Genomic DNA, 15,021 nt, shown 5'->3' on the forward strand with positions numbered 1-15,021 from the left:
CAAGACGAATTCTATGAAACAGGTGCTTTTTATTCGTCCCGACACGCATGAGGACGGGAACATAATGTGGTGCGAGTCCGGTAGCGACCAGGTGGAACAGCGTCAGGGCGGGGCGTCACTGGCGGCGCTTGCCGGTCACGCGTTAGCCGCACGCGTCTGCCTGCTACTGCCGGCCAGCGAAATGATCTTCCGTCGCTTCACGTTGCCCAAAAAAGGCAGCGTTGAGTTCTCCTGGCTGGCTGAAGAGACGCTGATTGGCGATGTGGACACGCTTCACTGGACGGTGCTCAACAAGAAGGGGCGGGAAGTGGACGCGGTGGCCTTTGATGCGGGGCGTCTGCAGTACTGGCTGGACCGCTGTGCCGATGCCGGGCTGACGGTGGTGCAGGTGCTGCCCGATGCGATCCTTCTGCCGGTAACCGAAGGCGGCAGCACGCTGGTCTCCACCGACAGCGGCTACTGGATGCGCTATTCGCCGTTTGGCGCCTGTGAAACCGACGCTGCCCTGTTGCCGCTGCTGTTGAGCCAGCAGTGCGCCGGTAACCTCGTCTGTTACGGCGATGCGCCAGCGGACGTGCAGGTGGATGAGCAACGGGCCTGGCAGCATCCGCTGGTGCTGATCCAGCCGCAGTGGAAAAGCTGCAAAGCAAACCTGCTGCACGGCGTTTTTAGCACCACGGGTGCACAGACCGGTTTCCGTTATGCGAAACCGGCCCTTGCCGCCATGGCGGTGCTGAGTCTCGGGCTGCTGGTTGGCCCTCGCATCGGCATGGCCTGGATGCTCTCTAACCAGGAAAACCTGGCCCAGCAGCAGATGGTGGAATTGGCCCAGCACTATTTCCCCACGCTGCGCCAGACCACCAACCTGAAGTACCACTTCGGGCAGAACATCAAGAAAGAGAAGAAAGGGATCTTTCTTCAACTGGACGCACTGGAGCAGGTCAAGCAATCGCTCCCGGCGGTCGAACTGAGTGAAGTGGGATACGACGACACCCAGAATCAGCTCACGCTGAACATCCGTTCGATGGATCCCACGGCGTTGCAGGCGTTCGTCAATAAGGCGAGTGATACCTTCGACTTTACGCTCCAGCCGGTCTCCAGTGAAGCGCCTTATACCGCTATCATCACAGGGAAATATAAATGAAAGAGAAAATTGGACAATTAAAAGCACGCTATTTGCGTTACAGCCCGCGCGAACGAACGCTGATTAAACTCTGTGGCTCGGCGCTCTGTTGCGCCATTATCTGGTACGGTGTAATGACCCCGCTGGATAATATTATTAAAAATGAGAAAAGCACGCTGCAAAAACAGAAACAGACCCTGAACTGGATGCGTGCAGAAATTAATAAAAATCACCTTCAGGCGAAAGTATTAAAAACCAGTAACCCGAGAAGCGTGGTGGAAGAGAGCGCCAAAGAGATCCACGTTGCGCTGAGTAATATCCAGCAGGACGGGCAAACCCTGACGTTTAATATTGATCGGGTCAACGTCTATGAACTGAAAAACTGGCTTCGGGAGGTGAATTTAACCACCGGGGTTCGTCTGGAGAAAATGGATCTCACGCCGGTTGATCACCTTAGCGACGTAAAGGCCCAGATTAAGCTCTCCTGGGCGAAAGTGGCATGAACTCGCTGACGCTGCTTCAGGGCAGCCAGATGCCCGCCCTTTGCCTGCTCAGCGGCACGCTTGGCGGCATTATCGGCAGCTTTCTGGGGGTGGTGGTCGAACGCATTCCCCCGCTCATTAAAGAGGAGGAGGGCGCCGGAAACCTGCTGTTTCCGGCCTCCCACTGTCCCGCATGCTCCCACACGCTCGCCTGGTGGGAAAATATCCCGGTTCTGAGCTGGTGTTGCCTGCGTGGGCGCTGCCGCTGCTGCCAGACCGCGATCCCGCTGCGTCTGCTGTTGCTTGAACTTTCCAGTGCCCTGTTTTTTGCCCTGACGGCGGCGTACGCCCCGTCTGCGGCTGCATTGATGTCGCTATGGGTGCTCTGGTGTGGACTGCTGCCGCTGGCGGCGATAGACGCAAAACACATGCTGCTGCCGGACTGCCTGACGCAGCCGCTGCTGTGGGCGGGCCTGCTGAATCATGCGCTTTTTCATACCTTACCGTTGTCGGATGCCCTGTTTGGCGCAGCGGCGGGCTACCTGTCGCTGTGGCTTCTCTACTGGGCCTTTCGCCTGACAACAGGACGCGAGGGATTGGGCTACGGTGATTTTAAGCTGCTGGCTGCGCTGGGCGCGTGGTGCGGCTGGCAGGCGTTACCTTCGTTATTGCTCGCGGCGGCATTAAGCGGTATCGCACTGTATTTTGTTTTTTATAAAGCGGTTAAAGAAAATAGCGTTATTCCGTTTGGCCCTCTGTTGTCACTCGCCGGTTTGGTTATTTTTATTCTGCAGACCTTGCAATTCACATTCTGATTTACGTGGTCAAGTTTTTTTTTGAAATTTTTTCGCTGAGGGAATAAAAGGACGTCAACTAATTCCCGGAGTATTGTAAGAAACATAAGCTGTAAGGATTGCCGCTCATGTCTTTTTATGGAGGGTATATTAGCACTATACATGGTTAGTAAAATTAAATTGGGTTTGTGGTTTTAATTAAATAGCTTATTCAGTACTCGCCCATGTTATATGGAATACATGGTCCTTTTCATTTATCAAAAATAAGATTATCAGGAATTAATAATGAAATTTATGAAGCCAACCTATCTGGCACTCTTTGTCGCAGCCGTTTCCGGCTCTGCGTTCGCCGCAGCGCCAGGTACGCCTTCAATCAGCAGCGGTAACGATAAATTTGCCATCGTTGAAGTGGACCAGGCCGTAGTGGACTACGGTAATCTTGTTAAGGTTCATAACGACGGTGTCGACGTAAAAGTCGAGTGGAACGTCTGGAGCGGCGACGCGCCGACCTCCGGTAAAGTGCTGCTGGATGGCAAGACCGTCTGGTCCGGTGCTGCCGGTGCATCCGGTTCTGCCACCTTTAAAGTGAAAAAAGGCGGTCGCTACCAGGAGCAGGTTGAACTCTGTAACAACAGCGGCTGTACCAAAAGCGCAAGCAAGCTGATCATCGTGGCGGATACTGACGGTAGCCACCTCCTGCCGCTGAATGCGCCTCTGCAGGAAAACAACAAAACCTTCGCAAAACATACCGATAAAGTGGTTGCCGCCTACTTCCCTGAGTGGGGCGTTTATGGCCGTAACTTCCCGGTCGATAAAATCCCTGCCGCTAACCTGAACCACATCCTGTACGGCTTCATTCCAATCTGTGGCGGCGACGGCATCAACGACGGCCTGAAAACCGTTGAAAACGGCAACAGCTTCGCCAACCTGCAGAAAGCCTGTGCTGGCCGTCCTGACTACACCGTGGCGATCCACGACCCGTGGGCTGCGCTGCAGAAACCACAGTCCGGCGTATCTAACTGGGACGACCCGTACAAAGGTAACTTCGGCCAGTTGATGGCGCTGAAAAAAGCCCATCCTGACCTGAAAATTCTGCCATCCATTGGCGGCTGGACCATGTCCGATCCGTTCTATCACATGAATGATTCCGCGATCCGTGCACGTTTCGTGGCCTCTGTTAAAGACTTCCTGAAAACCTGGAAATTCTTCGACGGCGTGGATATCGACTGGGAATTCCCGGGCGGCGGCGGTGTGAACGAATCACTGGGTAACCCGCAGCAGGATAAGGCAACCTATACTGCCGTGATTCGCGATCTGCGTACCATGCTGAACGAACTGTCCGCTGAAACCGGACGCACCTATGAACTGACCAGCGCCATCGGTGCCGGTAAAGATAAGATTGAAGACGTGGATTACACCACGGCGCAGCAGTACCTCGATCACATCTTCCTGATGAGCTACGACTTCTACGGCGCGTGGAGCATGACCGATCTGGGCCACCAGGCTGCGCTGCATGCACCAGCATGGCGTCCGGACACCAACTACACCACCGAAAATGGCGTTGACGCGCTGCTGGAGCAGGGCGTACAGCCAGGCAAAATCGTGGTGGGTACCGGCATGTACGGTCGTGGCTGGACTGGCGTTCACGGCTATACCGGCAACAACCCGTTCACCGGTACCGCGACTGACGGCGTGAAAGGCACCTGGGAACCAGGCGTTGTTGACTATCGTCAGATTGTGAACGAGTACAAAGGCAAGCCAGGCTGGGAATATGGCTATGACGCAGACGCTGAAGCGCCATACGTCTTCAACAAATCCACCGGCGAGCTGATCTCTTATGAAGATGCCCGTTCCGCAACCGCAAAAGGTAAGTACGTTCTGGCGAAAAACCTGGGCGGCCTGTTCGCGTGGTCTATCGACTCCGATAACGGCGATATCCTGAACGCGATGAACGAAAGCCTGCTGGGCAGCTCCACGCCAGATCCGGTAGTGACCAACCATGCGCCGGTTGCTTCTGCGGCGGATCAAACCGTGACCGGCCCTGCGACCGTGACTCTGGATGGCTCTGCCTCCACCGATCCTGATGGCGATGCGCTGACCTACAAATGGACCCAGATCTCTGGCCCAAGCGTTACCCTGACCAACAGCACCAAAGCGAAGGCGACCTTCTCCGTTGGCGCTGTGACCAGCAACCAGACCCTGGCATTCCGTCTGACCGTGACCGATCCAAAAGGTCTGAGCAGCACCGCTGACGTACAGGTTGTGAACAAAGCGCCGAAAGCCAACCAGGCCCCTGTGGTTAACCAGATGCAGAACGTCACTCTGGAAGCCGGTCAGACCTACGCCCTGAACGTGCAGGCAGCGGATCCAGACGGTGATGCACTGACCTACGCCTGGAGCGTACCATCTGATATGCACGCGACCGGTACTGATACCTCCAGCGTACAGATCACCGCGCCGGACGTTACAACTGACTCAACCTACACCCTGAGCGTTGTCGTAAGCGACGGTAAAACCAGCGTACAGTCTAACGTACAGGTTACCGTAACGCCGAAAGCCACCCCGGTTGTGCCTGATGAAGACAATACCCCGTCTGACGAAGGCAACACGCCATCCGATGAAGGTAACACCCCATCTGATGAAGGCACTGCAACCGGCAGCTGCGATAACCCGGTAGATGCCAATGCCAGCAAATACGCGGCATGGGAATCCAGCAAAATCTACAACAACGGCGACATGGTCAGCTCCGATAATCTGGTATGGAAAGCGAAGTACTGGACTCAGGGCAACAAACCTGGCTTTAACGCCGATGCATGGGAACTGGTCAGCCAGGTGAAAATGAACTGGCGCTCCGACATGGTCTACAACGGTGGTGACAAGACAACCTATCAAGGTTTCGAGTACCGCGCGAAATGGTGGACAAAAGGTGACAAACCAGGCAACAGCGATGTATGGGTGAAAGAAGGCGCGTCAGCAGACTGCAAATAATCTTCTGAGCTTGAAATTGTGGGTGTGATATCAGCCCACAATCACTGGTCACACCCCGCTTCGGGTGTGGCCAGTACCTTCCACTAATTTAACAGGACGTGTTTGAGGAGAATAAAAACGGCCACGCAGGTGAAGAATGAAAAGGTTTCTGTTTTTGTTATTGATATTAAGTCATAGCGCATTTGCAAATTGCTGGAATAAAGCGGCGCATTATTATCATATTGATCCGTTTTTACTTTATGCCATCGCGAATGTGGAATCGGGAATGAACCCGTACGCCATTGGCATCAATCATGACGGAACGCGCGATGTCGGATTAATGCAAATCAACAGCTCGCACTTTCCTGAACTTGAACGCAAAGGCATTAATGAAAACCGTCTGATGACAGAGCCCTGCACCTCCATTATGGTCGGCGCCTCTATTTTGTCAGGCATGATTAAGGTTTATGGATACAACTGGGAAGCGGTAGGTGCGTATAACGCCGGGCTTAAAAAAGAAAACTACCCTAAGCGCATGGTCTATGCCCATAAGGTCTGGAAAAAGTATCAGCAGTTAAAATTAGCCGCCCGCGACAGAACCAACTGGTGAGTTTTTTTGTTTTTTGAAGAGTACCCACCCGTATTCTTCAGAAAATGAAAAGCAGCTGTCTGAAGTTTATTTATTAACGGATTAATAAATGAATTTAGATTTATTTAACTTTATCGAAATTAACAGGAATAACCGAGATGAATAAAAGGACATTACTGAGCGTGCTTATTGCCGGTGCCTGCGTAGCGCCGGTGATTGCTCAGGCCACCATGCTGAAGGCGGAAAGCAGTGTGCCTTACACCATGAAAGCCAGCGATCTGGCTAAAAAGGAAAAAGAGCTCACCGATTTCCCACTGATGAAATCCGTGAAGGATACCATCCGTACGCTGGACAACGCTCAGGTCGAGCAGATTGAGCCAGGCCGTGCAGCTAACCCGGTAAACGTGAAACGCGTTGAAGGGATCCTTAAAGAGAGCGACTGGGAATACCTGTTCCCGCTGCGCGCGAAGGATTACAGCTACAGTAACTTACTGAAAGCCGTGGGTAAATTCCCGGCGCTGTGTGATACCTACAACGATGGCCGCGACATCGAAGCTATCTGCCGTAAAGAGCTGGCAACCATGTTTGCTCACTTCGCACAGGAAACCGGCGGCCACGAAAGCTGGCGTCCGGAGCCGGAATGGCGTCAGGCACTGGTCTATGTGCGCGAGATGGGCTGGAGCGAAGGCCAGAAGGGCGGCTATAACGGGGAGTGTAACCCGGACGTCTGGCAGGGTCAGACCTGGCCGTGCGGTAAAGACAAAGATGGCGACTTCCTGAGCTACTTTGGCCGCGGCGCTAAGCAGTTGTCCTACAACTACAACTACGGTCCATTCTCTGAAGCAATGTACGGCGATGTCCGCACGCTGCTCGACAAACCTGAGCTGGTGGCCGACACCTGGCTGAACCTGGCGAGCGCCATTTTCTTCTTCGCCTATCCACAGCCGCCAAAACCAAGCATGCTTCAGGTTATCGACGGCACCTGGCAGCCGAACGACCACGATAAAGCCAACGGCCTTGTCCCTGGCTTTGGCGTGACCACCCAGATCATCAACGGCGGCGTAGAGTGCGGTGGCCCGACTGAAATTGCCCAGTCTCAGAACCGTATCAAATACTACAAAGAGTTCGCTAACTACCTGAAAGTCCCTGTACCGGCTGACGAAGTGCTTGGCTGTGCCAACATGAAGCAGTTCGATGAAGGTGGCGCAGGCGCCCTGAAGATCTACTGGGAACAGGACTGGGGATGGAGCGCGGATACCCCTGACGGCAAGACCTACGCTTGCCAGCTGGTGGGTTACCAGACGCCATTCAGCGCGTTCAAAGACGGCGACTACACCAAGTGTGTACAGAAGTTCTTTAACGTGAATATCGTTAACGACGACGGTTCCGCGGTCGTACCGGATGAAACACCGGCTCCTGCTCCAGCTCCGTCTGAAGATGAGACGCCAGCGCCGACACCAACACCGGATGAAACCCCGGCACCTGTGCCAGACGACATCCCGGCGGTGGTAAACCATGCGCCTGTGGCGCAGATTGCCGGTCCGATCGGTGCGGTTGAAGCCGGTGCGCAGGTCTCCCTGAGCGCAGAAGGCTCTACCGACGAAGATGGCAACAAGCTAACCTACACCTGGCGTTCCCAGGACGGCCAGACCGTTACCGGCGACGATAAAGCGGTGGTGACCTTCAACGCGCCTGAAGCCGCGACGGCGCAGCAGTATGAAATCAGCCTGACCGTCAGCGACGGCGAGCTGAGCAGCACCACCACATACCTGCTGAACGTAAAAGCCAAAGCAGCCACCCCGTCTCAGGACGAAGGCACTTCCGGCTCTTACCCGGCGTGGAGCGCGAACAGCAAGTACAGCGCAGGCGATATCGTGAATAACCACGGTAAACTGTTCCAGTGCAAACCGTTCCCGTACAGCGGCTGGTGTAACAACGCACCAATGTACTATGAACCAGGCGCAGGTCTGGCATGGTCTGAGGCCTGGACGGCTCTGTAAAAGCAAAACGGCAACCTTCGGGTTGCCGTTTTCGTGTTTATACCCTCTCCCTGTGGGAGAGGGCCGGGGTGAGGGCATCAGGCCGCACCCAATTAACTACCGATGCAACTTCCCATGGTCCCGCAGCCACGCTGCGGTGCGCACAATCCCTTCATCCAGGGTCACAATCGGCTTATACCCCAGCTCATTCTCCGCGCGCGAAATATCCAGCGTGAAATCAAAATTCAGCTTCGACACGCCGTAATGCGTCAGCGCAGGCTCTTTGGCGGTTTTGCTGCCAAAACGCTCCATGCTGCGGGCAATCATATCCAGCATAGGATAAGGCACCGAGCGAATGCGGCAGTCGATGTGCAGCTCGTCGATCAGGCGCTGCACAATGGTGCGAAGGCGGCAGGGTTCGCCGTTGGTAATGTTATAGGCGCGACCGGACGCCAGTTTATCGCTGTCTGGCTGGCTCGCCAGCCACATGGCGTACACGGCATTTTCGTAATAAGTCATGTCCACCAGCGCATCACCGCCGCGCGGCAGCAGCACGCTGCCGTAGTGGTGCATCATCTGCGCCAGGCGTGGAATAAACACTTTATCGTGCGGTCCGAAAAGACTTTGCGGACGCAGGATCGTAAAGCGCGTATGCGGGTTCGACTGCGCCAGCAGGTCGATCACCTCTTCGCTGGCCGCCTTGCTGCGGGCAAACTCACAGGCAAAACGGGCCGGACGGAACGTTTCCTGGATATCCCGGTGGTGGTGATAGTCGAAGTAGAGCGACGGAGAGGAGATATGAATAAAGTTACGCACGCCCCAGGCAACAGCCCACTCGCCCAGACGGCGCGTGGCGCGCACGTTGGCGAGATCAAAGGCTTCCTGGGTTCCCCACGGAGAGGTAAAACTGGAGCAGTGCCACAGGGTGTCGATTCCGGCGAGCATCACTTTCGCCTGAGAGGAGACCAGCTCCGTCAGATCGGCATGGACAAACTCTGCGCCCATTTTTTGCAGCAGCTTACCCATCGCCTCGTTGCGACCGGTAGCCCTGACGCTAATGCCTTTGTTGCGCAGAAATTCGACCGCATTTCGGCCTAAGCCGCTGGTCGCCCCGGTAACCAGTACCTTCATAACAATCCACTGTGTTGAAAAGAATTTCGTGCGCATTCTTTCGTGAATTACGGCGGGTTGCAATGGGAAAGGTGAAAGAAAGCGAGTTTTATTTAGTTCTTTTCCGTTTTTTGTTCTGCCAGTTGCGCAATCCGTTTTGCCATCCCGCGGAAGATAAACAGATGTGCGGGGATCATCAGTAACCAGTAGAACAGACCGGGCATCCCATGTGGGTGCCACCAGGCGCGGACGTCCAGTTCACGGCAATCGCCTTTGTCTTTCAGCGTGAAGCAGAGCCGTCCCAGCCCTGGCGCTTTCATGCCGAACAGCAGCGCCAGCTGTTTTTCCGGTTCGACGATGATGACTTTCCAGCTGTCGACCGTATCACCCACTTTGAGGTACGGCTGCGCAGGGCGGCCTTTCGCCAGCCGGTGGCCCACCAGCAGATCCATCGCTCCGCGTGTCTGCCAGAGAATATTGCCGAAGAAATAACGCTCTTTGCCGCCGATCTGGTTCACCACCTCCCACAGCGATGCCAGGCTGGCCGAGGTTTTCACCGTGCAGCCCGCCTGTTTCGGGTAATAACCGTACTCCGGCCGCCAGCGGGCAAACGCCTGCGCGTCGTAGCCCCAGTCGCTGGAGTTCACCAGCTTCTCTTCTTCTTTCAGGGTATGGCGTACCGCGTCGTCAAAACGGATCAGCGTCTGTGGAATTAATGCGCGCAGTTCGCCATCGTCCGCCAGCAGATCGTGCTTCAGCCCCTGGATCAGCGCTTTCGCTGTCGTCGGCGGCACCGAGGTAATAACGTTTAAAAACCACACGGAGATCCAGCGGGTCGGGAAGGGAACGGGGATGAGCCAGCGTCGGCGGCCGCTGACGCGCATAAAATGCTCGAACTGTTGCTGATAGCTCAACACCTCCGGCCCCGCGGCCTCAAGCACGCGGTGCTGTTCGGCGGGATGGTCCAGCAGCGCCACCAGGTAATGCAGCAGGTTTTCCAGGGCAATCGGCGTGGTGCGCGACCGCACCCAGCGCGGTGGGGTGAGTACCGGCAGGTTGTACACCATATCGCGCATCACTTCGAAGGCGGCAGAGCCCGCGCCGACGATGATCCCCGCCCGCAGTTCGGTGACGGGGATATCCGCACTGCGCAAGGTGTCCGCGGTAAGCTGACGGGCGCGCAGGTGGTCTGACTGCTCATTTTCGGGCGCCTGGAGCGAGCTTAAAAAAATCACCTGCTTAACCGGCGTTTGCCGCAGGGCATCGCGGACGTTCAGGGCCACCTGACGTTCGTGGGCGATAAAATCGCCGCCTTCGCCCATGCTGTGCACCAGGTAATACAGCGTGTCGACCTCTTCCAGCAGCGCGGGCAGCGACTCTGGCCAGTTAAGGTCGACGTTGTGGCAGGTGACGCCTGGCAGGTTTAGTTTTTGCAGGCGTTCCGTGTTGCGTGCCGCCGCCAGCACCTGATGCCCCTGCTGGCTTAACGCCGTGGTCAGATGCTGACCGATATACCCGCTGGCACCGAGCACCAGAATACGTTGCGGCACGTTCTGCTCCTTAACGCTGTAAAAACGCCTGCCAGTGTTTCACGACGTCCAACAGCTGCTCGCGGCTGACGTCGAGATGCATCACCAGACGCACAACGGGTGACGCGTTGATCAGTACGCCACGCGCTTTCATGAACTCCCCAAGCGCAGCGGCGTGCTCATCACCCACGCGAACAAACAGCATGTTGGTGTCGTGTCGCATCACGTCGGCGCCAATTTCACGCAGTTGCCCGGCCATCCACGCGGCGTTGTCGTGATCGTCCTGCAGACGTGCCACGTTGTTTTTAAGGGCATACAGACCCGCTGCGGCCAGAATACCGGCCTGGCGCATGCCGCCGCCGGCCATCTTGCGCCAGCGGTTGGCGCGTTTGATGTAGTCCGCATCGCCCACCAGCAGAGAACCCACGGGGGTGCCCAGCCCTTTTGAGAGGCAGATGGTGAACGAGTCACAATACTGCGTAATCTCGTTCAGCTCGCAGCCGTAGGCTACCACGGCGTTAAAGATTCGTGCGCCGTCCACGTGCAGGCCGAGCCTGCGCTCGCGGGTAAATTCCCACGCCGCTTTGAGGTACTCGCTCGGCAGGACTTTGCCGTTGTGGGTGTTTTCAAGGCTGAGTAATTTGGTGCGGGCGAAGTGGATGTCGTCGGCTTTGATTTTTGCGGCGACCTTGTCGAGCGGGAGAGTGCCGTCCGGTGCGGCGTCGATCGGCTGCGGCTGAATGCTGCCGAGCACCGCCGCGCCGCCCGCTTCGTACAGGTAGTTATGCGCTCCCTGGCCGACGATGTACTCTTCACCGCGTTCGCAGTGGCTGAGCAGCGCCACCAGGTTGGCCTGCGTTCCGGTGGGCAGGAACAGGGCGGCCTCTTTACCGCTGAGTTCTGCGGCATAGCGCTGCAGTTCGTTGACCGTTGGATCGTCACCGTAGACGTCGTCCCCGACCGGGGCGGCCATCATCTCTTCGAGCATGGCGCGACTCGGACGGGTAACGGTATCACTGCGTAAATCAATCATTTCACATCCCTTTATTTTAAGAGGTCATGCGAAATGTTTTACCTGAGCCAGTTAGTTTTTGCCAGTTCGATCACTTCATCGCCGCGGCCGCTGATGATCGCCCGCAGCATGTAGAGGCTGAAGCCTTTGGCCTGCTCCAGCTTGATCTGCGGCGGGATGGCCAGCTCCTCTTTGGCGACCACCACATCCACCAGCACCGGGCCGTCGATGGAAAACGCCCGTTGCAGGGCTTCATCCACCTCGGAGGCTTTCTCCACGCGGATACCGGTTATGCCGCAGGCTTCGGCAATGCGGGCAAAGTTGGTGTCGTGCAGTTCGGTGCCGTCCGTCAGATAGCCCCCGGCCTTCATCTCCATCGCCACAAAGCCCAGCACGCTGTTATTGAAGACCACGATTTTCAGCGGCAACTTCATCTGCACCACCGACAGGAAATCGCCCATCAGCATGCTGAATCCGCCGTCACCGCACATCGCCACCACCTGACGCTCCGGGGCGGTGGCTTTGGCGCCCAGCGCCTGCGGCATGGCGTTGGCCATCGAGCCGTGGTTGAACGAGCCGAGCAGGCGGCGTTTGCCGTTCATCTTCAGGTAGCGTGCCGCCCAGACGGTTGGCGTGCCGACGTCGCAGGTAAAGATGGCATCGTCGTCCGCGAAGTGGCTGATCTGCTGCGCGAGATACTGCGGGTGGATCGCTTTGTCGCTCGGTTTGGCGAGATCGTCCAGCCCCTTACGCGCATCGCGGTAATCGCTCAGGGCTTTGTCGAGGAATTTACGATCCGTTTTCTCTTCCAGCAGCGGCAGCAGGGCGGCAAGGGTGGATTTAATGTCGCCCACCAGCGCCATATCGACCTTGCTGTGTGCACCGATGCTGGCCGGGTTAATATCGATCTGAATGATTTTGGCATCCGTCGGGTAGAACGCGCGATAGGGGAACTGGGTACCGAGCAGGATCAGCGTGTCGGCATTCATCATGGTATGGAAGCCGGACGAAAAACCGATCAGCCCGGTCATGCCCACGTCGTAAGGGTTATCGTACTCAACGTGCTCTTTGCCGCGCAGGGCATGAACAATTGGGGCTTTTAGCTTACCTGCAAATTCAAGGAGTTCCTTGTGCGCGCCAGCACAGCCGCTGCCGCACATCAGGGCGATATTGCTGGCGTAACGCAGCAGTTGCGCCAGTTTTTTCAGCTCCTCTTCCGCTGGGGTAACGACCGGCTGGGGGGCGTGATACCAGTGGGTGCTGGCCCCTTCGGGCGCAGCCTTGAGCGCCACATCACCCGGGATCACGACCACAGAAACACCCCGGTTCAGCACCGCCTTGCGCATGGCTATCGCCAGAACCTGCGGGATCTGCTCCGGCGAGGACACCAGCTCGCAATAGTGGCTGCATTCACGGAACAGCTCCTGCGGATGCGTCTCCTGAAAATAGCCACTGCCGATTTCAGATGAGGGAATATGGGCGGCAATTGCCAGCACCGGCACGTGATTGCGGTGACAGTCGAACAGCCCGTTAATCAGGTGCAGGTTCCCTGGGCCACACGACCCGGCGCAGACGGCCAGTTCCCCGGTGAGCTGTGCTTCGGCCCCGGCGGCAAAGGCGGCGACCTCCTCATGACGGGTCGGCATCCATTCAATGGTTTTCATCTTGTTGAGGCTGTCGCTCAGCCCGTTCAGTGAATCGCCGGTTACGCCCCAGATACGTTTTACACCTGCCTGTTCAAGGGTCTTCGCTATGTATGCAGCCACGGTTTGTTTCATGGTTGTCCGTCTCCTTTTTGTGATATCGCTTACAAGCTTAGAAGAAAGTCACTGTATTGCCTGCACAATACCCCTCATTTCAGGGTGGTTTTCACCGGCAATGATTCGGCATAATCTGGCGACAGATTGGGTGAAAACGGGAATCATTTCAGATGGTTAAATCATTGTTAATTGCTGTAAACGAAAAGCTAACGTGCGACGATCTCGGCAAACTCTTGTTACGACTTGCCGTCGGTGGGCTGATGTTGTTTCACGGATTACACAAGTTATTTGGCGGTGTGGGCTTTATCAGCGGCCTGCTGGTGGAAAAAGGGCTGCCGGGGTTTATTGCTTACGGCGTATTGATTGGCGAAGTGGTGGCACCGATCCTGATCATTGTCGGCCTCTTTACGCGCCCGGCGGCGCTGGTGCTGGCGTTTACCATGATTGTGGCATGGCTGATGGTGGGCATGGGCAAAACCTTTGCACTCGATGCCGTTGGTGCGTGGGCCATTGAGAGCCTGGTGTATTTCTTTATCGGCTCGCTGGCGGTGGCGTTTTTAGGGGCAGGGCGGTACGCGGTAGGGAAAGGTCCTGCGTGGCGATAGGGTTGTTGTAGGTCGGGTAAACGTAGTGCCACCCGACAAAAAGCCCGGTGGCGCTGACGCTTACCGGGCCTACGATCGAACATTTAACGTTTATCGTTTATGCAAGGACCAGGTCCCCCTGCGGATGACATGAGCACGCCAGCACATAACCTTCAGCAATTTCTGCATCGGTCAGCGTCATGGTGCTGGTCACGCTGTACTCCCCGGAGACTACCTTCGTTTTACAGCAACCGCATACGCCCGCGCGACAGGCAGCTACCACCGGCACCTTATTGCTTTCCAGCGCCTCCAGCAGCGTGGTGCCCACTCGGCCAAAGAAGGTTTGTGCCGGTTGCAGTTTGGTGAACAGAATCCCGCTGGTTGCCGCCTCCGCCACCGGCGTGAAGAACTGCTCTTTGAAGAAGCGGGTTACGCCCAGGGCTTTCACTTCCTGTTCCACAATCTCCATATACGGTGCCGGGCCGCAGGTCATCACGGTACGGTTCGCTATATCGGGCACGCTTTGCAGCAGCTCGCGGCTTAGACGTCCCTCGACAAAACCGTGCGTCGCGTTGTGCTCTGCCACCAGCGTCACCAGGTAGTTGCGCCACTCATCGGCAAAGATCACATCGTCCGGCGAGCGCACGCTGTAGATCACCTGCACGTCGGCCTGCGGGCGGTTTTTGGCCAGCCAGCGACGCATTGACATGATCGGCGTGACGCCACAGCCTGCGGCCAGCAGCAGGAATTTATCTTCGCTTTTGTCGTCACAGGTAAATTCCCCCTGAGCGTCAGACAGCCAGATGTAATCCCCGCGCTTGACGTCACGCGTGAGCCACTGCGAGCCTGCACCGTCATCGATGCGGCGGATAGTGAGCGTAATGTATTCGCTCACGCCCGGCGTCGAGGAGATCGTATAGGCGCGCAATGTGTCCGCCGCGTTGCGGACACTGACCAGCGCATACTGACCGGCACGGTACGGGTAGTAGTCATGGCACAGCAGCGACAGCGTCCACACATCCGGCGTCTCCTGCTGGATGTGGTGAACCTGCATCCGCCACGGACATTGTGAGGTTGGCATGGTCATGAAAT

General features: G+C 56.5%; 12 protein-coding genes. 7 read left to right on the top strand and 5 right to left on the bottom strand.

Going from position 1 to position 15,021, the window contains the following annotated elements; all coding sequences use genetic code 11:
* Positions 1-13: 13 nt before the first annotated feature.
* The 6 genes from gspL (at position 14) to VF709_RS09545 (ending at position 7,955) form a co-directional block, all read left to right on the top strand.
* The gene (gene gspL / locus VF709_RS09520; protein WP_440231344.1) at positions 14-1,144 is read left to right on the top strand and encodes a type II secretion system protein GspL; all 1,131 of its coding nucleotides are present in this window, start codon (positions 14-16) and stop codon (positions 1,142-1,144) included.
* On the top strand, positions 1,141-1,626 hold the full coding sequence (locus tag VF709_RS09525) for a type II secretion system protein M (RefSeq protein WP_023621352.1): 486 nt from the start codon (positions 1,141-1,143) through the stop codon (positions 1,624-1,626). The genes gspL and VF709_RS09525 overlap by 4 nt, the downstream gene beginning before the upstream one ends.
* A complete protein-coding gene (locus VF709_RS09530; protein WP_013097342.1) occupies positions 1,623-2,420 on the top strand; it encodes a prepilin peptidase in 798 nt (265 codons plus the stop codon). Before VF709_RS09525 ends, VF709_RS09530 begins: the two co-directional genes overlap by 4 nt.
* 264 nt (positions 2,421-2,684) lie before the next feature.
* Positions 2,685-5,387: a glycosyl hydrolase family 18 protein gene (locus tag VF709_RS09535; RefSeq protein WP_149896580.1), complete on the top strand. Its 2,703-nt coding sequence runs from the start codon at positions 2,685-2,687 to the stop codon at positions 5,385-5,387.
* A 136-nt stretch (positions 5,388-5,523) separates the two neighbouring features.
* Complete coding sequence (gene iagB / locus VF709_RS09540) at positions 5,524-5,976, top strand: type III secretion system invasion protein IagB (protein WP_029883008.1); 453 nt, start codon at positions 5,524-5,526, stop codon at positions 5,974-5,976.
* Positions 5,977-6,113: 137 nt separating this feature from the next.
* Entirely contained in the window at positions 6,114-7,955 is a 1,842-nt protein-coding gene (locus tag VF709_RS09545; RefSeq protein WP_440231346.1) for a glycoside hydrolase family 19 protein, read from the top strand.
* Between the two features lie 96 nt (positions 7,956-8,051).
* Here VF709_RS09545 and VF709_RS09550 read toward each other — a convergent pair whose 3' ends face one another.
* The 4 genes from VF709_RS09550 to poxB form a co-directional block, all read right to left on the bottom strand.
* A complete protein-coding gene (locus VF709_RS09550) occupies positions 8,052-9,065 on the bottom strand; it encodes an NAD-dependent epimerase/dehydratase family protein (protein WP_013097338.1) in 1,014 nt (337 codons plus the stop codon).
* 92 nt (positions 9,066-9,157) lie between these two features.
* Positions 9,158-10,594, bottom strand: a complete 1,437-nt coding sequence (locus tag VF709_RS09555; RefSeq protein WP_149896582.1) for an SDR family oxidoreductase — start codon at positions 10,592-10,594, stop codon at positions 9,158-9,160.
* Between the two features lie 10 nt (positions 10,595-10,604).
* A complete protein-coding gene (gene ltaE, locus VF709_RS09560) occupies positions 10,605-11,606 on the bottom strand; it encodes a low-specificity L-threonine aldolase (RefSeq protein ID WP_440231348.1) in 1,002 nt (333 codons plus the stop codon).
* Between the two features lie 38 nt (positions 11,607-11,644).
* Positions 11,645-13,363 carry a ubiquinone-dependent pyruvate dehydrogenase gene (poxB, locus tag VF709_RS09565; RefSeq protein WP_023343670.1) on the bottom strand — a complete coding sequence of 573 codons (1,719 nt, stop codon included), beginning with the start codon at positions 13,361-13,363 and terminating at the stop codon, positions 11,645-11,647.
* Between the two features lie 152 nt (positions 13,364-13,515).
* Between poxB and VF709_RS09570 the strand changes: the two genes are divergently transcribed.
* A complete protein-coding gene (locus VF709_RS09570; protein WP_149896584.1) occupies positions 13,516-13,950 on the top strand; it encodes a DoxX family protein in 435 nt (144 codons plus the stop codon).
* 97 nt (positions 13,951-14,047) lie between these two features.
* Here VF709_RS09570 and hcr read toward each other — a convergent pair whose 3' ends face one another.
* A complete protein-coding gene (hcr, locus tag VF709_RS09575) occupies positions 14,048-15,016 on the bottom strand; it encodes an NADH oxidoreductase (RefSeq protein WP_440231350.1) in 969 nt (322 codons plus the stop codon).
* Positions 15,017-15,021 lie beyond the last annotated feature (5 nt).

The sequence above is a fragment of the Enterobacter sp. Lyrl_3 genome (genome assembly GCF_051948675.1).
In the GTDB taxonomy this organism is placed as follows: domain Bacteria; phylum Pseudomonadota; class Gammaproteobacteria; order Enterobacterales; family Enterobacteriaceae; genus Enterobacter; species Enterobacter cloacae.